The sequence below is a fragment of the Streptomyces sp. NPDC050988 genome (assembly GCF_044456225.1).
Classification (GTDB): domain Bacteria; phylum Actinomycetota; class Actinomycetes; order Streptomycetales; family Streptomycetaceae; genus Streptomyces.
The window spans coordinates 46,778-68,713 of sequence record NZ_JBITFQ010000004.1 but is presented as its reverse complement, the minus strand read 5'-3'; the positions used below and the strand labels follow the sequence as shown (position 1 = coordinate 68,713).

Sequence of the window (21,936 nt, the reverse complement as noted above, 5' to 3'; positions counted from 1 at the left end):
GCCGCATGACTGATCAGCCACGCCGCCGACTCGTCCTCGCCTCCCAGTCCCCCGCCCGGCTCGGACTGCTGCGCCAGGCCGGACTCGCCCCCGAGGTCATCGTCAGCGGGGTCGACGAGGACGCCGTGACCGCCCCGACCCCCGCCGAACTGGCACTCGCGCTGGCCGAGGCGAAGGCGTCCGTGGTGGCGGCGAAGCCGGAGGTCATGGGCGCCCTGGTGATCGGCTGCGACTCGGTGCTCGACCTGGACGGCGAGGCGCTCGGCAAGCCCGCCGACGCCGAGGAGGCGACCGCGCGCTGGAAGGCCATGCGCGGCCGCGCGGGCACACTCCAGACCGGGCACTGCGTATGGGACACGACGGCAGGGCGCCACACCTCGGGGGTCGCCTCCACCGTGGTCCGCTTCGGCGAGCCGAGCGACGCGGAGATCGCCGCGTACGTCGCCTCGGGCGAGCCCCTCCACGTCGCCGGGGCGTTCACGCTCGACGGCCGCTCGGCCCCGTTCATCGACGGCATCGACGGCGACCACGGCAACGTCATCGGGATCTCGCTGCCATTGGTGCGCCGCCTGCTGGCCGAACTGGGCGTCGACATCACGGAGTTGTGGACCCCGCGCGAGAAGTGACGCGCGGGGCGAGCCGGGCGTGACGAGCGGTCAGGAAGCCGAGGGCGCCGGAGGCGGGATGACCGGCGTCCCGCCGTTGCTCCCGCCCGTCGCACCACCGTCCGGCTTGGCGTCGTCCGGCCCCGCGTCGGAGACGACGCCCTCGCGACGGTCGTACGTCATGAAGATGAGCACGATCAGTCCCAGCACGACCATCATGAAGGCGAACGCGCCCCAGCCCACCAGGCCCACCGTGAACGCGCCGAGCAGGGCGTGCACCACCGCGGCGCTGAACAGCAGGATGCGGCCGACCCCGGCGGGGGCGCGGTCGCGCAGGGCCACGCGCAGCGCGACGACGCCGCAGAGCGCGAAGTAGAGGCCGAAGAGCAGGCCGGCGACCTTCGAGGACGTGGACATCACGTCGGAGTCGAGCCCCGCCAGGGACATGTCCTGCCGGTCTACGACGATCCCCATGAACCAGTTGACCAACGCGATGCCCATCGCCTCCGCGAAGAGCACGATCGCGGTCACCCATGCCACCGGTCTGCGCACCACCGGTCCCCACCCACTTCCGACTGCCGCCCGACCAAACTGCTGTTACCTCAAGTACGTTCGAGACAGCCTGCACGCTACTAACGGGTAAACCGCGGGACAAGGGATCTACAGAGGGCAAAGTTTCGTTGGGCCATTCGTAGGGACTCCACAAAGAAACGGAGTGGGGCGCAGCACGCTCGCACAGAGACCTTGGCCACATCGGAGGGCTAGGGTTCTTGGGAAGCCCCCTGCGTACCGCGGTGCGACAAGGGATTTCGCGGGCGAGCAGGCCTCGTATCACGCTCCGTGTGGGCAAGCTCACCACCGGGGACGGGTCGATACGTCGTGTCGGCAGTCCCTAAACTCGGCTTGTTTCAAGGAGAGGGAGCCAACGTGCGCAAGGTGTTGATCGCCAACCGTGGCGAAATCGCTGTTCGTGTCGCCCGGGCGTGCCGAGACGCCGGTATCGCGAGCGTGGCGGTGTACGCCGAGCCGGACCGGGACGCACTGCATGTGCGGGCCGCCGACGAGGCGTTCGCGCTGGGCGGTGACACCCCCGCGACCAGCTACCTCGACATCACCAAGGTGCTGCAGGCCGCCAAGGACTCCGGCGCGGACGCCATCCACCCCGGCTACGGCTTCCTCTCCGAGAACGCCGACTTCGCCCAGGCCGTCCTGGACGCCCAGCTGATCTGGATCGGCCCGCCCCCGCAGGCCATCCGCGACCTGGGTGACAAGGTCGCCGCCCGGCACATCGCCCAGCGCGCCGGCGCCCCGCTGGTCGCCGGCACGCCCGACCCGGTCTCGGGCTCGGACGAGGTCGTGGCCTTCGCAGAGCAGCACGGCCTGCCGATCGCCATCAAGGCCGCCTTCGGCGGCGGCGGCCGCGGCCTGAAGGTCGCCCGCACCCTGGAAGAGGTCCCCGAGCTGTACGACTCGGCCGTCCGCGAGGCCGTCGCTGCCTTCGGGCGCGGTGAGTGCTTCGTGGAGCGCTACCTCGACCAGCCCCGCCACGTGGAGACCCAGTGCCTGGCCGACAGCCACGGCAACGTGGTCGTCGTGTCGACGCGTGACTGCTCGCTGCAGCGCCGGCACCAGAAGCTGGTCGAGGAGGCCCCGGCCCCATTCCTCTCCCCCGAGCAGAACGACCAGCTGTACGCCGCCTCCAAGGCCATCCTCAAGGAAGCCGGCTACATCGGCGCGGGCACCGTGGAGTTCCTGGTCGGCACCGACGGCACGATCTCCTTCCTGGAGGTCAACACCCGTCTGCAGGTGGAGCACCCGGTCACCGAGGAAGTCGCCGGTATCGACCTGGTCCGCGAGATGTTCCGCATCGCCGACGGCGAGGAGCTCGGCTACGGCGACCCGCAACTGCGCGGCCACTCCTTCGAGTTCCGCATCAACGGCGAGGACCCCGGCCGCAACTTCCTGCCCGCCCCCGGCACGGTGACGGTGTTCGCCCCGCCGTCGGGTCCGGGTGTGCGGCTGGACGCGGGCGTGGAGAGCGGCAGTGTCATCGGCCCGGCCTGGGACTCCCTGCTCGCCAAACTGATCGTCACCGGCGCCACCCGCGAGCAGGCCCTGCAGCGGGCCGCCCGCGCGCTGGCGGAGTTCAACGTCGAGGGCATGGCCACCGCCATCCCCTTCCACCGCGCGGTGGTCGAGGACCCGGCGTTCGCCCCCGAACTGACCGGCTCCAGCGACCCGTTCACGGTCCACACCCGCTGGATCGAGACCCAGTTCGTCAACGACATCAAGCCCTTCGCGGCCCCCACCGACACCGAGGTGGAGGACGAGCCGGGCCGCGAGACGGTCGTCGTCGAGGTCGGCGGCAAGCGCCTGGAAGTCTCCCTGCCGGTCTCCCTGGGCATGTCCCTGGCCCGTACCGGCCTCGCGGCCGGGGCCAAGCCCAAACGCCGCGCGGCCAAGAAGTCCGGCCCGGCCGCCTCCGGCGACACCCTCGCCTCCCCCATGCAGGGCACCATCGTCAAAGTCGCCGTCGAGGAGGGCCAGGAAGTCAAGGAGGGCGACCTCGTCGTCGTCCTGGAAGCCATGAAGATGGAACAACCCCTCAACGCCCACCGCTCCGGCACCGTCAAGGCCCTCACCGCCGAGGTCGGCGCCTCCGTCACCTCCGGCGCCGTAATCTGCGAGATCAAGGACTGACCCACCTCCTCGGCTCCTGAGTCGCGTCAGGGGGCGGGTGGTTCGCCTATGTTCGGTCTGCGAGCCCGGTGGGGGCTGGTCGCGCAGTTCCCCGCGCCCCTTGGGGCCGGCGGCCGGTTCGCATACTGCGGGTCGACGTGGGTTCCGAAGGCCGAGGCGCCCGGCAGACAGGCTTAGCCTGTCTGCCGGGCGCCTCGGCCTTTCAAGGGGCGCGGGGAACTGCGCGACCAGCCACACAATCCGCAGCCCCGGAACAACAGCAATCGGGCAGACGAGTAGGGCTTCGGGCAACCACATCCCGGCCCGCGCTCACAGAGAGGCGAGGGTGAATCACATGGCCAAGCCGCCGCCAGGCACCCGCATGCGAGCCGACGCACGCCGCAACCACGACCGGCTGGTCTCCGAGGCGCGGACCACGTTCGCCGAGTTCGGCGCGGACGCCTCCCTGGAGGACGTGGCCAGAAGGGCCGGAGTGGGCATCGGCACGCTCTACCGGCACTTCCCGAACCGCCACGCGCTCCTGAGTTCGGTCTTCTCGGACGCGGTGAGCGATCTCCTGGACCTCTCGCGCGAACTACTGGACGACCCGCAACCGTGCACGGCGCTCGTGGCATGGCTGCGCGCCATCATCACTCATGCGGGTGAGTACCGCGGTCTGTCACGGGCGCTCATGGCGGCCTCGCACGACGACGCCTCGGAACTCGCCCGGTGCAGCGCTCCCATGCGCGAGGCGGGCAGCGCCCTGCTCGCCCGGGCGCAGCGGGCGGGCGCCGTGCGCTCCGACGTCTCCATCGGCGACCTGCTCCAGCTGACCAACGCCATCGCGCTGGCGGCCGAGGAGACCCCGGACGATCCGGAGTTGGCCGACCGCCTGCTGACACTGACCCTGCGGGGCCTCAAGGCCTGACGCCCCGCACACCGAACACACGTACTGCCGTGGCACCGAACATACGTACTGCCGTGGCCGCGCTTCCCGACGTACGAACTGGACCGTCGTCCGTCAGGATCCGGGCCGGGCGGCCGACCGCCCGTCAGCGTCGGCGCAGGTCCGCGACCCGCGCCCGCTCGCTCTGGGGCTGTTCCCGTTCCCCCAGCACCGCGGCCGCGCTGCGCAACTGCGGGCCTCCACCGGGGACCTGGCTACGCCTGGGGCCGGGCAGCGGCACGTCCCGGCGTGGCGGCTGACGCCCCGCCGGGACCGTATCCCCGCCCGCACCGCCGGCTCCGGCCACCGCGATCTGTACGCCCTGATCCGCCAGGGCCTGCAGTTCGGTGCCCGCGCGGTCGTCGTGGGCGGGCGGCTCGTCGGTGACGAGCCGGGTGATCACATCGGTCGGCACGGTCTGGAACATCGTGTCGGTGCCGAGCTTGGTGTGATCGGCGAGGACGACGACCTCGGCGGCCGCCTGCACCAGCGCGCGGTCGACGGACGCCGACAGCATGTTGGAGGTGGACAGGCCGCGCTCGGCGGTCAGTCCGCTCCCCGACAGGAAGGCCCGGGAGACCCGCAGCCCCTGGAGGGACTGCTCGGCCCCGCTGCCGACCAGGGCGTAGTTGGAACCGCGCAGGGTGCCGCCGGTCATCACGACCTCCACGCGGTTGGCGTGGGCCAGCGCCTGGGCCACCAGCAGGGAGTTGGTGACGACGGTCAGACCGGGGACCCGCGCGAGCCGGCGGGCCAGCTCCTGTGTCGTGGTTCCCGCCCCCACCACAATGGCCTCGCCCTCTTCGACGAGACTTGCGGCGAGATCGGCGATGGCCGTCTTCTCGGCGGTCGCGAGATGAGATTTCTGCGGAAAGCCGGACTCCCGCGTGAACCCGCCCGGCAATACCGCACCGCCATGCCGGCGGTCGAGGAGTCCTTCTGCCTCCAGTGCGCGCACGTCCCGCCGTACGGTCACTTCGGAGGTCTGGACGACGCGGGCGAGCTCACGGAGCGACACGGCCCCATTCGCTCGCACCATTTCGAGGATCAATTGGCGACGTTCTGCAGCGAACACGAAACTGACAGTAACCCCAACGACCGTCTGCTTTCAGCAGTTTGCGCCGAATAACAGAAGTTGTTCGCACCGCAGGGCACGAAGTGGTATACGGGCCTAATCACGGCGCCTATGCCGTACGAATGGGCGACGACTCACCGTCACCAAGGGCCGACGATCCCCGTGACCAGCGGGGAACCGTCTTTCACCGTCAGGATTCGCCCTCGGTCTTCCGGGTGTGCAGCTGCCGGGCCACCTCGGCGATCGAGCCCGACAGGGATGGGTACACGGTGAAGGCGTTCGCGATCTGTTCGACGGTCAGGTTGTTGTCGACCGCGAGCGAGATCGGGTGGATGAGTTCCGAGGCGCGCGGCGAGACGACCACACCGCCGACGACGATCCCGGTGCCGGGGCGGCAGAAGATCTTGACGAAGCCGTCGCGGATGCCCTGCATCTTGGCGCGCGGGTTGCGCAGCAGGGGCAGCTTGACGACCCGGGCGTCGATGACGCCGCCGTCGACGTCCGCCTGGGAGTAGCCGACGGTGGCGATCTCGGGGTCGGTGAAGACGTTCGACGAGACCGTCTTGAGGTTCAGCGGGGCGACCGCGTCGCCGAGGAAGTGGTACATGGCGATCCGGCCCTGCATGGCGGCCACGGAGGCGAGCGCGAAGATCCCGGTCACGTCACCGGCGGCGTACACGCCCGGGGCGGTGGTCCTGGAGACCTTGTCGGTCCAGATGTGGCCGGACTCCCGGACCTTGACCCCGGCCTCTTCGAGACCCATGCCGTGGCTGTTCGGGATGGCGCCGACGGCCATCAGACAGTGCGAGCCGGTGATGACCCGGCCGTCGGCGAGCGTCACCTCGACGCGGTCGCCGACACGCTTGGCGGACGCGGCGCGCGAGCGGGCCATGACGTTCATCCCGCGCCGCCGGAACACGTCCTCCAGGACGGCGGCCGCGTCCGGGTCCTCGCCCGGCAGCACGCGGTCGCGGCTGGAGACGAGCGTGACGCGCGAGCCGAGGGCCTGGTAGGCGCCGGCGAACTCGGCACCGGTGACACCGGAGCCGACGACGATGAGTTCCTCGGGCAGCTCGTCGAGGTCGTAGACCTGCGTCCAGTTGAGGATCCGCTCCCCGTCCGGCTGCGCGTCGGGCAGCTCGCGGGGGTGCCCGCCGGTGGCGATGAGCACGGCGTCGGCGACGAGCGTCTCCTCGCTGCCGTCCACGGCCCGTACGACGACCTTGCGCGAGCCGTCCAGGGCCTGCATGCCTTCGAGCCGCCCGCGGCCCCGGAGCACCCGGGCCCCCGCTCGCGTCACGGAGGCGGTGATGTCGTGCGACTGGGCGAGCGCGAGCCGCTTCACACGGCGGTTGACCTTCCCGAGGTCGACACCGACGACCCGCGCGGGCGTGTCGATGTGAGGAGTGTCATCGGCGACGATGATCCCCAGCTCCTCGTACGACGAGTCGAAGGTGGTCATCACCTCCGCCGTCGCGATCAGGGTCTTCGACGGGACGCAGTCGGTGAGCACCGACGCCCCGCCCAGACCGTCGCAGTCGACGACGGTCACCTCCGCGCCGAGCTGGGCGGCCACCAGGGCCGCCTCGTATCCGCCGGGTCCGCCACCAATGATCACGATCCGAGTCACGTACTCCATTGTCCCGCACGCTTCAAGGTGCTTCCGCCCGGGGGGCGCCGACGGGGCGAGGATCACGGGATCCGGGCGGTGCGGGTACGGGGTCCCGGCGGCCGGGATACCGAATCCGGGTGCTCCGGTTACGGGAGAGGCGTACGCGTTCGCTGCCGTACCCTCGATCCATGTCGCTCTACGCCGCGTACGCCGGCAATCTCGACCCGCGGCTCATGACGCGCCGCGCTCCGCACTCGCCGCTGCGCGCCACGGGATGGCTGAACGGCTGGCGGCTGACCTTCGGCGGCGAGCACATGGGCTGGGAGGGCGCGCTGGCCACCATCGTCGAGGCCCCGCGCTCACAGGTCTTCGTCGCCCTGTACGACATCGCGCCCCCGGACGAGGAGTCCATGGACCGCTGGGAGGGCGTCGGCCTGGACGTCTACCGGCGGATGCGGGTACGGATCCACACGCTGGAGGGCGAGGAGGCCGCGTGGGTCTACGTCCTCAACGGCTACGAGGGAGGGCTCCCCTCGGCCCGCTACCTCGGCGAGATCGCCGACGCGGCGGAATCGGCGGGCGCCCCGCACGACTACGTGATGGAACTGCGCAAGCGCCCCTGCTGACGCACGGGCCCCACGTTCGGCTCCCGAGCGGGTCCCCGTCCTCGGGTCGGCGGCTTTCTCGGTCTTCGCGGTCTTCGCGGTCTTCGCGGTCTTCGCGGTCTTCGGCGGAAACAACAAGACAACGATCGCAATCCCGTGACCATCACCATCTACGCGCGTAGGCCCGGACCGGCTACCCTCGTGCGCGTGAACGCATCTCTTCTTCCGGACGACATCCAGGGCGACCCGTACGCCGCCGCCGACGCCGCCGCCGTGCGCGTACGGGAACTGACGGGCGCCGAGACCCACGACGTCGCCCTCGTGATGGGCTCCGGCTGGGCGCCGGCCGTGGACGCCCTCGGCGATCCCGCGGCCGAGTTCCAGGTCACCGAGCTGCCCGGCTTCCCGCCGCCGGCGGTCGAGGGACACGGGGGCAAGGTCCGCTCGTACGAGATCGGCGACAAGCGCGCGCTCGTGTTCCTGGGCCGCACCCACTTCTACGAGGGCCGCGGTGTCGCCGCCGTCGCGCACGGCGTCCGTACCGCCGTGGCCGCCGGCTGCAAGACGATCGTGCTGACCAACGGCTGCGGGGGGCTGCGCGAGGGCATGCGGCCCGGGCAGCCGGTCCTCATCAGCGACCACATCAACCTGACGGCGGCCTCGCCGATCGTCGGCGCGAACTTCGTCGATCTGACGGATCTGTACTCGCCGCGGCTGCGCGCGCTGTGCAAGGAGATCGACGGGACCCTTGAGGAGGGGGTGTACGCGCAGTTCCCCGGGCCGCACTATGAGACGCCCGCGGAGATTCGGATGGCGCGGGTCATCGGGGCGGACCTGGTGGGGATGTCGACGACTCTTGAGGCCATCGCGGCGCGTGAGGCGGGGGCGGAGGTGCTCGGTATCTCGCTGGTCACGAACCTCGCCGCGGGGATGACGGGCGAGCCCCTCAACCACGAGGAGGTCCTCCAGGCGGGCCGCGACTCCGCCACCCGCATGGGTGCGTTGCTGACCCAGGTCCTGGATCGGCTGTAGTTTTCTCGCCCCCGCCGCCCCTACCCATTCCCGTCCCTGCCTCGGGGGCGCTGCCCCCGAACCCCCGCTCCTCAAACGCCGGAGGGGCTGGATTTTCCGCAGCCCGGGCCGACACCTTCAGCCCGTCCGGCGTTTGAGGACGAGGCCGTTCAGGCCGATAAGGGGGGTCTGGGGGCGCAGCCCCCAGGGCACGGGACAAACCCGCGGCACCACAGGACAAAAGGCAAAGAGAGAGGTTGACCCGACGTGCAGGACGGACTCACCGCACGGGCCAAGGCATGGCTGGCCGAGGACCCCGACGCGGAAACCCGTGAGGAACTCGCCAAGCTGATCGACGCCGAGGACACGGCGGAGCTCACCGCACGCTTCAGCGGCACCCTCCAGTTCGGCACAGCCGGCCTGCGCGGCGAACTCGGCGCCGGCCCGATGCGCATGAACCGCTCGGTCGTCATCCGCGCCGCCGCGGGGCTGGCGGCGTACCTCAAGGCGAAGGGCGAAACCGACGGCCTCGTCGTCGTCGGTTACGACGCCCGCCACAAGTCCGCCGACTTCGCCCGCGACACGGCGGCGGTCATGACGGGCGCGGGCCTGCGCGCCGCCGTACTCCCCCGCCCACTCCCGACCCCCGTACTCGCGTACGCCATAAGGCACTTGGGTGCGGTGGCGGGCGTGGAGGTGACGGCCAGCCACAACCCCCCGCGCGACAACGGCTACAAGGTCTACCTCGGCGACGGCTCCCAGATCGTGCCCCCGGCGGACGCCGAGATCGCCGCGGAGATCGCCGCGATCACGAGCCTGGCCGACGTCCCCCGCCCCGACAGCGGCTGGGAGACCCTCGACGACAGTGTCCTGGACGCCTACCTGGCCCGTACGGACGAGGTACTGGCCGCCGGCTCCCCGCGTACGGCCCGCACGGTCTACACGGCGATGCACGGCGTCGGCAAGGAGACCCTCCTGGCGGCGTTCGCCCGGGCCGGCTTCCCGGAACCGGTCCTCGTCGCCGAACAGGCCGACCCCGACCCGGACTTCCCGACCGTCGCCTTCCCCAACCCGGAGGAGCCCGGCGCGATGGACCTGGCCTTCGCGAAGGCCCGGGAGACCGACCCCGACCTGATCATCGCGAACGACCCGGACGCGGACCGCTGCGCGGCGGCCGTGAAGGACAGCGGGGCCTGGCGCATGCTGCGCGGCGACGAGGTGGGCGCGCTCCTCGCCGAGCACCTCGTCCGCCGGGGCGCACGCGGCACGTTCGCGGAGTCGATCGTCTCGTCCTCCCTCCTCGGCCGGATCGCCCAGAAGGCGGGCCTGCCGTACGAGGAGACACTGACGGGCTTCAAGTGGATCGCCCGGGTGGAGGGCCTGCGGTACGGCTACGAGGAGGCGCTGGGCTACTGCGTCGACCCCGAGGGCGTACGGGACAAGGACGGCATCACGGCCGCCCTCCTGATCACGGAACTGGCCTCGGGGCTCAAGTCCGAGGGCCGTACCCTCCTCGACCTCCTCGACGACCTCGCGGTCGAGCACGGCCTGCACGCCACGGACCAGCTCTCGGTCCGCGTGGACGACCTGTCCCTCATCTCGGACGCGATGCGCCGGCTGCGCGAGCAGCCGCCCACGCGGCTCGCGGGCCTGTCCGTCACGAAGGCCGAGGACCTGACGAAGGGCACGGACACGCTCCCGCCCACCGACGGTCTGCGCTACACGCTGGACGGCGCCCGCGTCATCGTCCGCCCGAGCGGTACGGAGCCGAAGCTGAAGTGCTACCTGGAGGTCGTGGTCCCGGTGGGCACCCACGACAACCTCCCGGCGGCCCGCGCGAAGGCGACGGAACTCCTGACGACGATCAAGCGGGACCTGTCGGCGGCCGCGGGCATCTGAGGTCCGGACGGATACCCGACGGGGGCCGTGTCACCGTGACCCCCGTCGACCACCCTTGCTCTCGGACACCCCTGTCAACGGCCGGGCGTCACAGGCCGTACCGGCTCTTCAAGTGGCGCCAGAAGTCCCGGAACATCCACTTGTCGAACTCCGTGATCTGCGCGGCGCTGCCCGCCTTCATGAGGAAGCAGCACTGGCCGGTCGGGGTCCAGTCGTAGAAGTCGTCGAGGCCGAAGGTGTGGCCGACCTCGTGCAGGTAGATGTGGATGTTCTCCTGCGACAGGGCGCCCGTGAAGTACTCCTGGCCGACGCGCTGGCCCCAGTCGCCGCCTGCGCCGCCCTGGAAGCCCTTGGTGAGCCAGAGGGACTGGTCGTAGTGGCGGGCCGCGCCACCCGGACAGCGGGAGTAGTTGCCGTCCTGGTGGAAGAAACGGCCGCAGTCGGGCGCGCACTGCGGGGCGCCGCCGCTGTCGAGGCCGGTGTAGATGTCGACGGAGTTGTCGGCCCACTGGAGGGTCGAACGGTTCTTCACCGCCCAGCCGACGATGTTGACCGGCACGCTGGTGTACGGCCAGGCGTTGTGGCCCGTGCCGTTGTCCAGCATGGCAGCCGTCCACTTGCCGAACTGCTTCTTCAGGGCGGCGTGGATCCGGTCGCGCAGATCGGTGCTGACCGGGGCGTCGGACTCCCAGCGGACGCAGTAGTTGATGCTTCCCCGGTTGGCCATGACCTGGTCCCAGCCGTAGTTGCGGAAGCCGTAGAGGTCCGGGTAGGTGGTCGAGACGTGGTTCCACACCTCGCCCAGCGGCTGTACGAGGTTCGCGGGCGGGTTCCACTGGTCGGCGGCCTTCGCCGGGGACGCCGACGTGAGGGGCGAGGCGACCAGCGCGACCAGAGCGGCGAGAACGGTGACCAGCCGCGCCAAGTGTCTGTGCACGGTGAACTCCCTTGGTGGGGGACGGGATTTCACCCTCAGGTCGCCGCCGGCACCCGCGAGGGTTGCCGGTCGGGCACGGCCGACGCGGGCCGCGCGCGCTCGCTCACCTCAGCCCCACACCACCAGCACCGCCGCCCACACCAGCCCCAGCACCACGGCCAACGGCCAGAGCGGGCGCCCCCGTTCGGGTGCGGTGCTCTCTCCGGTGGGCCGCAGCGCGGGGTCCGTACGCATGGCGGTGAGTTCGGCGGCCAGGGCGTCATAGGGATGGACCAGGCCCTGGCGTCGCTCGAACCAGGCCCAGCGCGGCGCCGCGACCGACCAGTTGTCGCCCCGCCAGCGGAGCTTCAGTTCGAAGGACTGACGGCGTACGGATCGGAAGTCGTCCCAGGGGACGTGCCGGGGGCCGCGCAGTCCGGTGACCCACAGGCCCGAGCGGTCGGCGGTGATGCGCCAGGCGAGCTTCATGGGGACGCGTACGACTCCGTAGAGACCGAGTACGCCGAGGAGTGCCAGCTTCCACAGGGGCGCTCCCGACTCGGAGAACCACATCGCGACGAACCAGGCGCCCCAGAGTACGAGCAGCGCCGCGGCCACCCAGTCGAGCCAGCCCGCACGCCAGCGGCGAACCGGGACGGGTGCCCGGTCGAAGACCAACTCCCTTGCCTGTTCCTCAAGTTGGCGGTTCTGCTCCTCGCGGGCCTTCTCCTTGGCGACCCGTCTCATTCCGGCGCTCGGCGACAGCGGCCGGACCGGTCCCGTCGACCACTCCGTGAGCGGCGGCTGGTCCGGGTCCTCGTCGGCGCTGACGACCACGAGTTCGGCGCCGTCGAAGGGGGCGCCGTAGAGGACGGCCTCGCGGACCGGCCCGGGGGTGTCGTCGTCCACCGCGTCGAGGAGCCGCTCCAGCTCCTCGTCGCCCGCTTCGCCGTCCGCGTCGTCCCCGTCCTCGTCCTCGTCGTCGTCCGACTCCTCACCGTCGTACGACGTCAGGTCCACGGTGAAGAGCGGGCGCACCGCGGCGAGGTCGTCCGCCGCGTACACCTCCGTGGTGCCCTGCGCGTCGTCGCGCACGAGGACGCGCAGTACGGGCGCGGGGGCCCGGCGCAGGGCGAGGGCCCGGTGACGGCCCAGCCACGCCGAGGCCAGGGCGGTCACGGCGAGCCCGGCCAGGTAGATGGCCATGACCCAGGAGCCCCGCTGGTCGTCGGCCGTGCCCCACAGGCCCGCGGTGGCGCCGATGAGCACGCCGATTCCGAGCACCGTGAGGCCGGCCGGGAGCAGGAAACGGCCACGCTGGAGCACGGCGTCCGCGTCCGGTGTACGTGCCGTGATGTCCCCGGCCGCCTCCAGCGCCCGTTCGAGCTGACCGCTCCGGGCCCGCAGGCGTACGGCGACAGCGGCCCAGGTGACCACGACAACGAACGCCACGACTGCGGTCACGACCCACGGCAGCGACCGCGCCTCCAACGCGAGCGCCAGCAGCAGGACGGGCGCCCCGCCCCAGACCAGCTCGGGCCGTGCGAGCACCCACAGGACGTACACCGCGAACCCGGCCGCGACGAACGGCCACAGTCCGCCGAGCATCGCCGCCCAGGCGCCCGCGCACAGCGCGAAGGTGGACGCGGCTGCCGCGACCGACCTGCGCACCCGCAGGAACGACCAGCGCGGAGGCAGCGCGGCCGACCAGACACCGGCCCGCCCGGCCGTCCAGTCCCGGCAGCCGTCGGGTATCGCGGCCACGGGCAGTCGCAGCGGCTCGTCGTACGACACATGCACTCCTGGATCGCGTGGGAACGCCGGTGATGACACCGGCGCCGGCACAGGTGGTGACAGTAGCGACCGGACGCCCCTGCCCGGGCCACCGGACCGGCTCCGCCCCCACCGAGGTGCCGCCCTCTCGTACGGCCGGACGCGCCCATCGCCTCAAACACACGGGGACGTCGAGCCACGAAAAGCCATGAGAAGGCTCAAGAAATCGAAAGAGTCAAGAGCACGCCCCCAACGGCCTCACCCAAGGCAGCCTCGCCGACCCCGGCGAACGTCAACTGCCCCCGGCGGACGTCAACTGCCCCCGCCGGACCTCAACTGCCCCGGCACCCGTCAACCGACCCCGCCAGCCGCCAACCGGCGTCGCCCCAGGCAGCCTCGCCGACCCCGGCGCCCGTCAACCGGCCCCGCCGGCCTCAGCCGACCGCCAGCAGAATCGCCAGCAGCACGGCACCCGCCACCGCCGGCGCCACGATCTCGTACGCCCACCGCACCGACACCTCGCCCTGCGCCCGCGGATCCTTGCCCCGGGCCTCCAGCAGCTCGCGCAGATCCTCCATGATCTGGTCGCCCGCGGCGCGCACGGGTCCGGTGGCCACCGCTGCGGCATGGTGCTGCTGACCGCCACGGGCGGCCGCCGCGGCCCCGCGGGCCTCCCCGCGCGCCTCCCGCCGCGCCGCCCGCTTGCGGCCCCGCAGCGAGACGGGCACGGCCCACACCTGGTACTTGGCGCCGGCCTTGTCGAGCACCTCGTTCGAGTAGCCCGACCTGAACACCTCGACCGTCCCCCAGGGCAGCACGATCACCCGGAAGGGGTTACGGATACGCAGCCGCTGCTCGTTGGCGTACACGGCCGGACGCACAGTGAACGCGAGCACCAGCGGAACCAGAAAGATCAGCACGGCCAGCGCCACCCACGGCGCCCGCCCCTCCCCGGTGACCAACGCATCGATCCCGAGCCACCCCGCGATCGCGAGCAACAACACCCCACCCGCAATACCGGAGGGCGACCGATAGACCCGATCCTTGAACTGAGGATCCGGTGTCTCCGGCGCGGTCGGCTGCTGGTCGGGCGTCGTCATACCCCGATTCTGCCCGACGCCGCCGAGGATCGATTTCCAGCCCCGGCAAATCCAGCCCCTCCGGCGTTTGAGGAGCGGGGGTTCGGGGGCGGAGCCCCTGAGTAGTGACGGGAATGGGTAGGGGCGGCGGGGGCGAAATCCCACGCACCCACCCCCACCCTCCCCTCCCCCCACCCAACCCCAGGGCTGTACAGCCGCTACGCGCGTAGATATGCTCGTCTGGTGACCATGCCCACCACTGCACCCGCAGCACACGCACTCACAGACGTGACCACGTCCGACAGCACACTGCGCCGCTTCCTCCACGGACTCCCCGGCGTGGACGCGGTCGGCCTGGAGGCGCGCGCCGCCTCCCTCGGCACCCGTTCCATCAAGACCACCGCGAAGGCGTACGCCATCGACCTCGCGATCTCGATGGTCGACCTGACGACGCTGGAAGGCGCGGACACCCCGGGCAAGGTCCGGGCGCTCGGCGCCAAGGCGGTCCGCCCGGACCCGACGGACCGCACCGCCCCGTCGACCGCCGCCGTCTGCGTCTACCCCGACATGGTGGCCACCGCCAAGGAGGCCGTCGCCGGCTCCGGCGTGAAGGTCGCCTCCGTCGCCACCGCCTTCCCGGCGGGCCGCGCCGCGCTCGACGTGAAGCTGGCCGACGTACGGGACGCCGTCGCCGCGGGCGCCGACGAGATCGACATGGTCATCGACCGCGGAGCGTTCCTCGCGGGCAACTACGCGAAGGTGTACGAGGAGATCGTCGCCGTCAAGGAAGCCTCCGGGGCGGCCCGCCTCAAGGTCATCTTCGAGACGGGCGAGCTGTCGACGTACGACAACATCCGGCGCGCGAGCTGGCTCGGCATGCTGGCGGGAGCGGACTTCATCAAGACGTCCACCGGCAAGGTGGCGGTGAACGCGACTCCCGCGAACACCCTCCTGATGCTGGAGGCGGTCCGCGACTTCCGCGCCCAGACCGGTGTGCAGGTCGGCGTGAAGCCCGCCGGCGGCATCCGTACCAGCAAGGACGCCATCAAGTTCCTGGTCGTGGTCAACGAGACCGCGGGCGAGGACTGGCTGGACAACCACTGGTTCCGCTTCGGCGCGTCCTCGCTCCTGAACGATCTGCTGATGCAGCGGCAGAAGCTGGCCACCGGCCGTTACTCCGGCCCCGACTACGTGACGGTGGACTGATCACCATGACCACGGAAAACACCGAGAAGCGGTCCTCCGCTTTCGCGTACGCACCGGCGCCCGAGTCACGCTCCGTCGTCGACATCGCGCCCTCGTACGGCCTGTTCATCGACGGCGAGTTCGTGGAGGCGGCGGACGGCAGGGTCTTCAAGACCGTCTCCCCCTCCACCGAAGAGGTCCTCTCCGAGATCGCCCAGGCGGGCACCGAGGACGTGGACCGCGCGGTGAAGGCGGCACGCAGGGCCTTCGGGAAGTGGTCCGCGCTCCCCGGTTCCGAGCGCGCCAAGTACCTCTTCCGTATCGCCCGCATCATCCAGGAGCGCTCCCGCGAGCTTGCCGTTCTCGAAACGCTCGACAACGGCAAGCCCATCAAGGAGACGAGGGACGCCGACCTCCCCCTGGTCGCCGCGCACTTCTTCTACTACGCGGGCTGGGCCGACAAGCTCGACCACGCCGGCTTCGGCGCGAACCCGCGGCCCCTCGGCGTCGCGGGCCAGGTCATCCCCTGGAACTTCCCGCTCCTGATGCTGGCGTGGAAGATCGCCCCGGCGCTGGCGACGGGCAACACGGTCGTGCTCAAGCCCGCCGAGACGACCCCCCTCTCCGCTCTCTTCTTCGCGGACATCTGCCGCCAGGCGGGCCTGCCGAAGGGCGTCGTCAACATCCTTCCGGGGTACGGCGACACGGGCGCGGCGCTCGTCGAGCACCCGGACGTGAACAAGGTCGCCTTCACCGGCTCCACGGCCGTCGGCAAGGCGATCGCGCGCCAGGTGGCGGGCACCAGGAAGAAGGTCACGCTCGAACTGGGCGGCAAGGGCGCGAACATCGTCTTCGACGACGCCCCCATCGACCAGGCCGTCGAGGGGATCGTCTCGGGCATCTTCTTCAACCAGGGCCAGGTCTGCTGCGCGGGCTCCCGCCTCCTCGTCCAGGAGTCCATCCAGGACGAGCTGCTGGACTCGCTCAAGCGCCGTCTGTCGACCCTGCGCCTCGGCGACCCGCTCGACAAGAACACGGACATCGGCGCGATCAACTCCGCCGAGCAGCTCTCGCGCATCACCACGCTCGTCGAGCAGGGCGAGGCCGAGGGCGCCGAGCGCTGGTCCCCGGCCTGCGAACTCCCCTCCTCCGGCTACTGGTTCGCCCCGACGCTCTTCACGAACGTCACCCAGGCACACACCGTCGCCCGCGACGAGATCTTCGGCCCGGTCCTGTCCGTCCTCTCCTTCCGCACACCGGACGAGGCGGTCGCCAAGGCCAACAACAGCCAGTACGGCCTCTCCGCGGGCATCTGGACGGAGAAGGGCTCCCGGATCCTGGCCGTCGCGAACAAGCTGCGCGCGGGTGTCGTCTGGTCCAACACGTTCAACAAGTTCGACCCGACGTCGCCGTTCGGCGGCTACAAGGAGTCGGGCTTCGGCCGCGAGGGCGGCCGCCACGGCCTGGAGGCGTACCTCGATGTCTGAGAAGCCCAAGAACACCGAGAAGCCCAAGAACACCGACAAGGCGGAGCAGCAGCGCCTGAGCGTCTTCAAGACCTACAAGCTGTACGTCGGGGGCAAGTTCCCCCGCAGCGAGAGCGGCCGGGTGTACGACGTGACCGACACAAAGGGCAAGTGGCTGGCCAACGCGCCGCTCTCCTCCCGCAAGGACGCCCGTGACGCCGTCGTCGCCGCCCGCAAGGCCTTCGGCGGCTGGTCCGGCGCGACCGCGTACAACCGCGGCCAGGTCCTCTACCGCGTCGCGGAGATGCTGGAGGGCCGCAGGGACCAGTTCGTACGGGAGGTCGCCGACGCGGAGGGCCTGTCCAGGTCGAAGGCGGCGGCGGTCGTCGACGCGGCGATCGACCGCTGGGTCTGGTACGCGGGCTGGACCGACAAGATCGCCCAGGTCGTGGGTGGCGGCAACCCGGTCGCGGGCCCGTACTTCAACCTCTCCACCCCCGAGCCGACGGGTGTGGTGACGGTCCTGGCCCCCCAGGAGTCGTCGTTCCTCGGTCTGGTCTCGGTGATCGCCCCGGTGATCGCGACCGGCAACACGGTGATCGTGATCGCGAGCGAGAAGTCCCCGCTCCCGGCGCTGTCGCTGGGCGAGGTGCTGGCCACCTCCGACGTGCCGGGCGGAGTCGTCAACGTCCTGTCCGGCCGTACGGCGGAGATCGCGGCCCCGCTGGCCGCGCACCAGGACGTCAACGCGATCGACCTCGCGGGCGCCGACGACGTACTCGCGAAGGAACTGGAGGTCGCGGCCGCCGACAACCTCAAGCGGGTCGTCCGTCCACAGGCTGTGGATTACCCGGACTACTTCGCGGATCCGGGCATCGAGCGCCTCACCGCCTTCCTCGAAACGAAGACGGTCTGGCACCCGACGGGCGCACTGGGCGCCTCCGGCTCGTCGTACTGACGGCCACCGTCGTACTGACGGCCACCGCGCCGGCCACCGCGCTCGTCGTACCGACGGCGGGCGCCGAAGACGGGAGAGCCGCGCTTCCCCACCGTCCGGGGGAGGCGCGGCTCTCTCTTCGGCCTCGCGCGACTCGCCGCCGCGCCGCGGGCTGTCGTACGGCTCAGCGCAGCAGGCTCGTCGCCTGTCCCAGTACCGGGACGGCGCCCAGCGACTGGGCCTGGGCGAACGGGGCCGTCAGCATGGTCGTGGCCAGCGGGGGGAAGTCGGCGACCTGGGTGGCGAGTCCGTTGTCGAGGGGGTCGACGCCCGTGCCGGCCAGCGGGTTGGGCTTCAGACCCGCGACCGGGCCGGTCACGTAACCGACGGTCCCGGTCAGGGCCTGGACGCCCGCCTGCGGGTTGACGTTGCCCAGCGAGGTGGGCCGGGTGCGGACCACGTCGAGGACGGGTTCGGTGTCCGCGGCCGCCGAGGCCGCTCCCACGCCCACCGCGATGCCCGCGGTCGTGAGGGCCAGCAACGCGCGCCGGGCGGTCGGGTTCTGGTGGGCCGGGAATCGTGCCATGGCTGCTGCCACCTTCTGCTGCGCAAAGTAATCAGGTCGACACGAAGGGTAGTTGAGGTGTGATGCCCGCTCCAAAGCCGACCCGCGGGGTCGGCCGGGGGCGCTCGATGCGTCAGACTGGTGTCTCGTGAGTTCACATCTCCCGAATTCCGCGACAACCGCCCGCGTCGTGCTGCTGTGCGGCCCCTCGGGCTCCGGCAAGTCCCTGGTCGCGGCCCGCTCCGGCCTTCCGGTACTGCGGCTCGACGACTTCTACAAAGAGGGCGACGACCCGACGCTGCCGCAGGTGGCGGGGAGTTCGGACATCGACTGGGACCACCCGCTGTCCTGGGACGCGGACGCCGCCGTCGCGGCGATATCGGAGCTGTGCCGGACGGGACGTACGAACGTTCCGATGTACGACATCTCCCTCAGCGCGCGTACGGGCGAGGAGACCGTGGACATCGAGGGGTCGCCCGCCTTCATCGCGGAGGGCATCTTCGCCGCGGAGATCGTGGCGCGGTGCCGTGAGGCCGGGGTGCTCGCCGACGCGCTGTGCCTGAACCGGGGGGCGGTGGCCACGTTCCGGCGTCGGTTCCTGCGGGATCTGCGGGAGGGGCGCAAGTCGGTGCCGTTCCTGCTGCGCCGCGGCTGGCGGCTGATGCGGGCCGAGCGGTCGATCGTGGCCCGGCAGACCGCGCTCGGCGCGTACCCCTGCGACAAGGACGAGGCCCTGGACCGGCTGGCCGCCGCGGCCGCCGGGCACTGCGCGGCACCACGCCCGACGACGGCGTAGCGGCACCTCCCCCGGCGGCGCGGCTCGCCGTCAGCCCGCGGGACAGCCCGCGGTCGCGCCGCTCCAGCAGTGCGAGGACGGCGTGTTGTCGAACGAACCGGAGAAGTTCGTGTTGGCGCCGGCCGGCAGGCCCCACGAGTCGCCGGTCCAGTTGGTGCCCGAGTAGAACCACAGGTTGCTGTCCGGGTCACGGTTCTTGGCCGCGCTCACCGAGTTGTCGGTGGCGGTCGAGGTGCCGTAGTACGTCATCCCGCTGTAGGTCTTCTTGCTGTTCAGCGTGTCGTAGACACCGCCCGTGTAGTCCAGGTTGCGGTAGAGGCACGCCTCGTCCACGTTGCAGCTGCCGTCGTAACTGGCCGCCTGCGCGGGCGTGATCGCGGCGAAGACCGCCGCGACGGACATCGCCGACGCCGCCAGAAGACCTCGTGCTCTTGTCATTTCCTGCCCTTCGTTACGGAGCGATCGCGCAGGTGACCTTGGCACGCGGGCCGACACGCCAAACGATCACTCCGGAACAATGGCCGAAATGCCGATGATCATGACCAGAACACATATGTTCGAACCGCCGGGCCCCTTGGGCCACTTGACCGCTTCGCATCACGAATGATCATCTGAAACATGCGTATCAGGACGAGCCCGGTGACGAGCCCGGTGACCGGGGCCCGCGCGATGATCCCCCTGGCGGCTGCCACCGCACTCCTCGCCACCGGCTGCGGCGACAGCGGCGACACGGCCCGGGACGAGCGGAACGGCAAAGACACCGACCCGGTCGTCGCCACCTCGTTCGCCAACGCGCCCAAGGCCTACCCGCTGGACGCCTACCGCCCGACCGCCGCGGAGACCTCGACGGTCGACCACGCGGTCCGCGTCCTGGCCGGTCCCTGTCTGAAGAAGTTCGGCGTGGACTGGCCCGCGTACGAGGCGCCCGGGGCCGCCATTCCGCCCAACGCCCGCAAGTACGGGCCCACGGACCTGGAGTCGGTCCGCGTATACGGCTACAAGCCGCCCCTGCCCGACGGCGTCACCCGGCAGGAGGCCGTGGCGGCGCAGCGGAGGGCGCAGGCCAGGGACAAGGCCGTCACTCCCCTCGCGGCCGCCGTCTACACCGGGAGGGCTCAGGAGGCGGAGAAGAAGGGCGGCACCACTACCGAGGTCCCGGCCGGCGTCCCCGAGGGCGGCTGCCACGCTCAGGCGCGACGTGCGGCGCTGGCGGACCGGGCCGCCGACGATCTGACCGAGGTCCAGACGCTGTTCTTCGAGGCGTCCGCCACCACGAAGAAGGATCCCGGTACCGTCGCCCTCGACAAGCGGTGGAGTTCCTGCATGCGGAAGGCCGGACTGACGTATCCGGACCCGCTCGCGGCGGCCGACGACGAGACCTGGCGCACCCAGCGGACCAGCCCGAACGGCCCGCACCCCAGCTTCCCCGCACCCTCCGCCAAGGAGATCGCCACGGCGGAGGCCGATGTCCGCTGCAAGGCCGCGACCGGGTACGTGGCGAAGCGGCACGCCATCGAGTCCGGCCACCAGAAGCAGCTCATCAGGAAGAACGCGGCCACGCTCACCGCGGTGAACGACCGCAAGCTGCGCATGATCGAGCGGGCCGAGACCGTCGTGGCGAAGGAAGAGAAGTAAGGAAGAGAAGTGACGGACGAGAGGTAGCGGGCGCGGAGAACGAGCGGGCGCACGCCGCGCGAAGACCGCGAGAGCCCCGCGAAGGCCGCGAGCCGCGAGCCGCGAGCCGCGAGCCGCGAGCCGCGAGCCGCGAAAAAAATAGGGCCACAAACGAAAGGAGGCCCAGTCAGACCCCCCGGTCTGCCTGGACCCACTCTCGTTTCCCCCGTGGTCCCCCGTGACCCCGTTGGTTCCCCCCGGTACTGCTCCCCCGTGCTGTCCGCCGCCTCCCCCCGGAGTGACGAACACCCTGCCCGCTACCTCCCCCCGGAGTGACGGGCATCCCCCCACACCCTTCAGGCGACAAGCTCCCCGAAGGACTCTTCCTCGTCACGGCCGAAGCTGAGGACCTGGTCCTCGCGCAGCCGGCGGAGTGACCGCCAGATGCTGGACTTCACCGTGCCGACACTGATGTCGAGGATCTCCGCGATCTCCGGGTCCGTACGGCCCTCGTAGTAACGGAGGACCAGCATGGTGCGCTGGAGTTCGGGCAGCCTGGCGAGCGCCTGCCACAGGACGGCGCGCAGCTCGGTGCCGCGCATCGCGTCCGTGTCGCCGGCCGTCTCCGGCAGCTCCTCGGTCGGGTACTCGTTCAGCTTGCGGCGGCGCCACGCGCTGATGTGCAGGTTGGTCATGGTGCGGCGGAGGTAGCCCCCGACCGCGGCCTTGTCGCTGATCCGGTCCCACGCCCGGTAGGTCGAGAACAACGCGCTCTGCAGCAGGTCCTCGGCCTCGAAGCGGTCACCGGTCAGGTGGTAGGCGGTTGCGTACAGGGAGGCGCGGCGCTCCTGGACGTAGGCGGTGAACTCCGCCTCCGACACCGAGCGACGCTCCCCCGTGACCTCCCCGTACGCTGCCCCCGTTCCCCCGTGGGCAACCCCCGTGTTGCTTCCCCCCGCATGTGCGTCAACCACCGTCATGTACCCGGTGTGCTGACGCCCGGTGCCGCGAGCGCACCCCCGCCCGCTCACGGCACCGGACTTCTCCGTGCTCCTCGTGACGTCGTGGAGCCGCGTGACAACTGCGCCAGTACTGGTGCTGTGCAGCGTGTTCATCTCGCGCCCCCCGTCGTGGAGTTCCGGTTCTTCGGTACTTCGCTGTGGTGCTTCCTTG

Annotated in this window: 20 protein-coding genes; 11 read left to right on the top strand and 9 right to left on the bottom strand. The window is 71.0% G+C overall.

Going from position 1 to position 21,936, the window contains the following annotated elements:
* The first annotated feature begins 5 nt into the window (after positions 1-5).
* Complete coding sequence (locus tag ACIBEI_RS11510) at positions 6-626, top strand: Maf family protein (protein WP_398887522.1); 621 nt, start codon at positions 6-8, stop codon at positions 624-626.
* A gap of 30 nt (positions 627-656) precedes the next feature.
* Here ACIBEI_RS11510 and ACIBEI_RS11505 read toward each other — a convergent pair whose 3' ends face one another.
* Positions 657-1,160: a hypothetical protein gene (locus ACIBEI_RS11505; protein ID WP_398887520.1), complete on the bottom strand. Its 504-nt coding sequence runs from the start codon at positions 1,158-1,160 to the stop codon at positions 657-659.
* Between the two features lie 372 nt (positions 1,161-1,532).
* Between ACIBEI_RS11505 and ACIBEI_RS11500 the strand changes: the two genes are divergently transcribed.
* Both ACIBEI_RS11500 and ACIBEI_RS11495 read left to right on the top strand, forming a co-directional pair.
* On the top strand, positions 1,533-3,305 hold the full coding sequence (locus ACIBEI_RS11500; RefSeq protein WP_398887519.1) for an acetyl/propionyl/methylcrotonyl-CoA carboxylase subunit alpha: 1,773 nt from the start codon (positions 1,533-1,535) through the stop codon (positions 3,303-3,305).
* A 361-nt stretch (positions 3,306-3,666) separates the two neighbouring features.
* Positions 3,667-4,212, top strand: a complete 546-nt coding sequence (locus tag ACIBEI_RS11495) for a TetR/AcrR family transcriptional regulator (RefSeq protein ID WP_398888298.1) — start codon at positions 3,667-3,669, stop codon at positions 4,210-4,212.
* A gap of 124 nt (positions 4,213-4,336) precedes the next feature.
* Here the strand turns inward: ACIBEI_RS11495 and ACIBEI_RS11490 are convergent, their stop codons facing one another.
* On the bottom strand, positions 4,337-5,305 hold the full coding sequence (locus ACIBEI_RS11490) for a DeoR/GlpR family DNA-binding transcription regulator (protein WP_398887517.1): 969 nt from the start codon (positions 5,303-5,305) through the stop codon (positions 4,337-4,339).
* A gap of 190 nt (positions 5,306-5,495) precedes the next feature.
* Positions 5,496-6,944, bottom strand: coding sequence for an NAD(P)H-quinone dehydrogenase (locus tag ACIBEI_RS11485; protein ID WP_398887515.1), 1,449 nt, complete (start codon positions 6,942-6,944; stop codon positions 5,496-5,498).
* Positions 6,945-7,105: 161 nt separating this feature from the next.
* On the opposite strand from ACIBEI_RS11485, the gene ACIBEI_RS11480 reads away from it, so the two are divergent.
* The 3 genes from ACIBEI_RS11480 (at position 7,106) to ACIBEI_RS11470 (ending at position 10,432) form a co-directional block, all read left to right on the top strand.
* Complete coding sequence (locus ACIBEI_RS11480; RefSeq protein WP_055615596.1) at positions 7,106-7,543, top strand: gamma-glutamylcyclotransferase; 438 nt, start codon at positions 7,106-7,108, stop codon at positions 7,541-7,543.
* Positions 7,544-7,729: 186 nt separating this feature from the next.
* A complete protein-coding gene (locus tag ACIBEI_RS11475; RefSeq protein ID WP_398887513.1) occupies positions 7,730-8,554 on the top strand; it encodes a purine-nucleoside phosphorylase in 825 nt (274 codons plus the stop codon).
* Between the two features lie 246 nt (positions 8,555-8,800).
* Entirely contained in the window at positions 8,801-10,432 is a 1,632-nt protein-coding gene (locus tag ACIBEI_RS11470; RefSeq protein WP_398887511.1) for a phospho-sugar mutase, read from the top strand.
* 88 nt (positions 10,433-10,520) lie between these two features.
* Here ACIBEI_RS11470 and ACIBEI_RS11465 read toward each other — a convergent pair whose 3' ends face one another.
* The 3 genes from ACIBEI_RS11465 to ACIBEI_RS11455 all read right to left on the bottom strand — a co-directional run bounded on the left by ACIBEI_RS11465 (position 10,521) and on the right by ACIBEI_RS11455 (position 14,221).
* Positions 10,521-11,369, bottom strand: coding sequence for a hypothetical protein (locus tag ACIBEI_RS11465; protein ID WP_398887509.1), 849 nt, complete (start codon positions 11,367-11,369; stop codon positions 10,521-10,523).
* Between the two features lie 108 nt (positions 11,370-11,477).
* Entirely contained in the window at positions 11,478-13,142 is a 1,665-nt protein-coding gene (locus ACIBEI_RS11460; protein ID WP_398887507.1) for a hypothetical protein, read from the bottom strand.
* A gap of 413 nt (positions 13,143-13,555) precedes the next feature.
* Positions 13,556-14,221 carry a PH domain-containing protein gene (locus ACIBEI_RS11455; RefSeq protein ID WP_398887505.1) on the bottom strand — a complete coding sequence of 222 codons (666 nt, stop codon included), beginning with the start codon at positions 14,219-14,221 and terminating at the stop codon, positions 13,556-13,558.
* A gap of 228 nt (positions 14,222-14,449) precedes the next feature.
* On the opposite strand from ACIBEI_RS11455, the gene deoC reads away from it, so the two are divergent.
* The 3 genes from deoC to ACIBEI_RS11440 are packed head-to-tail and all read left to right on the top strand — an operon-like array spanning position 14,450 to position 17,809.
* Entirely contained in the window at positions 14,450-15,406 is a 957-nt protein-coding gene (gene deoC / locus ACIBEI_RS11450; RefSeq protein WP_398887503.1) for a deoxyribose-phosphate aldolase, read from the top strand.
* Positions 15,407-15,411: 5 nt separating this feature from the next.
* A complete protein-coding gene (locus tag ACIBEI_RS11445) occupies positions 15,412-16,872 on the top strand; it encodes an aldehyde dehydrogenase family protein (RefSeq protein ID WP_398887501.1) in 1,461 nt (486 codons plus the stop codon).
* Complete coding sequence (locus ACIBEI_RS11440) at positions 16,865-17,809, top strand: aldehyde dehydrogenase family protein (RefSeq protein ID WP_398887499.1); 945 nt, start codon at positions 16,865-16,867, stop codon at positions 17,807-17,809. Before ACIBEI_RS11445 ends, ACIBEI_RS11440 begins: the two co-directional genes overlap by 8 nt.
* A gap of 163 nt (positions 17,810-17,972) precedes the next feature.
* On the opposite strand, the gene ACIBEI_RS11435 is transcribed toward ACIBEI_RS11440, so the two are convergent.
* The gene (locus ACIBEI_RS11435) at positions 17,973-18,374 is read right to left on the bottom strand and encodes a hypothetical protein (protein ID WP_398887497.1); all 402 of its coding nucleotides are present in this window, start codon (positions 18,372-18,374) and stop codon (positions 17,973-17,975) included.
* A gap of 127 nt (positions 18,375-18,501) precedes the next feature.
* Between ACIBEI_RS11435 and ACIBEI_RS11430 the strand changes: the two genes are divergently transcribed.
* The gene (locus ACIBEI_RS11430) at positions 18,502-19,149 is read left to right on the top strand and encodes a uridine kinase (protein WP_398887495.1); all 648 of its coding nucleotides are present in this window, start codon (positions 18,502-18,504) and stop codon (positions 19,147-19,149) included.
* Between the two features lie 30 nt (positions 19,150-19,179).
* On the opposite strand, the gene ACIBEI_RS11425 is transcribed toward ACIBEI_RS11430, so the two are convergent.
* Positions 19,180-19,587, bottom strand: coding sequence for a peptidase inhibitor family I36 protein (locus ACIBEI_RS11425; RefSeq protein ID WP_398887493.1), 408 nt, complete (start codon positions 19,585-19,587; stop codon positions 19,180-19,182).
* 180 nt (positions 19,588-19,767) lie between these two features.
* On the opposite strand from ACIBEI_RS11425, the gene ACIBEI_RS11420 reads away from it, so the two are divergent.
* Positions 19,768-20,784 carry a hypothetical protein gene (locus ACIBEI_RS11420; RefSeq protein WP_398887491.1) on the top strand — a complete coding sequence of 339 codons (1,017 nt, stop codon included), beginning with the start codon at positions 19,768-19,770 and terminating at the stop codon, positions 20,782-20,784.
* A 335-nt stretch (positions 20,785-21,119) separates the two neighbouring features.
* Here the strand turns inward: ACIBEI_RS11420 and ACIBEI_RS11415 are convergent, their stop codons facing one another.
* Positions 21,120-21,878 carry a SigE family RNA polymerase sigma factor gene (locus ACIBEI_RS11415; RefSeq protein ID WP_362072168.1) on the bottom strand — a complete coding sequence of 253 codons (759 nt, stop codon included), beginning with the start codon at positions 21,876-21,878 and terminating at the stop codon, positions 21,120-21,122.
* Positions 21,879-21,936: the final 58 nt, after the last annotated feature.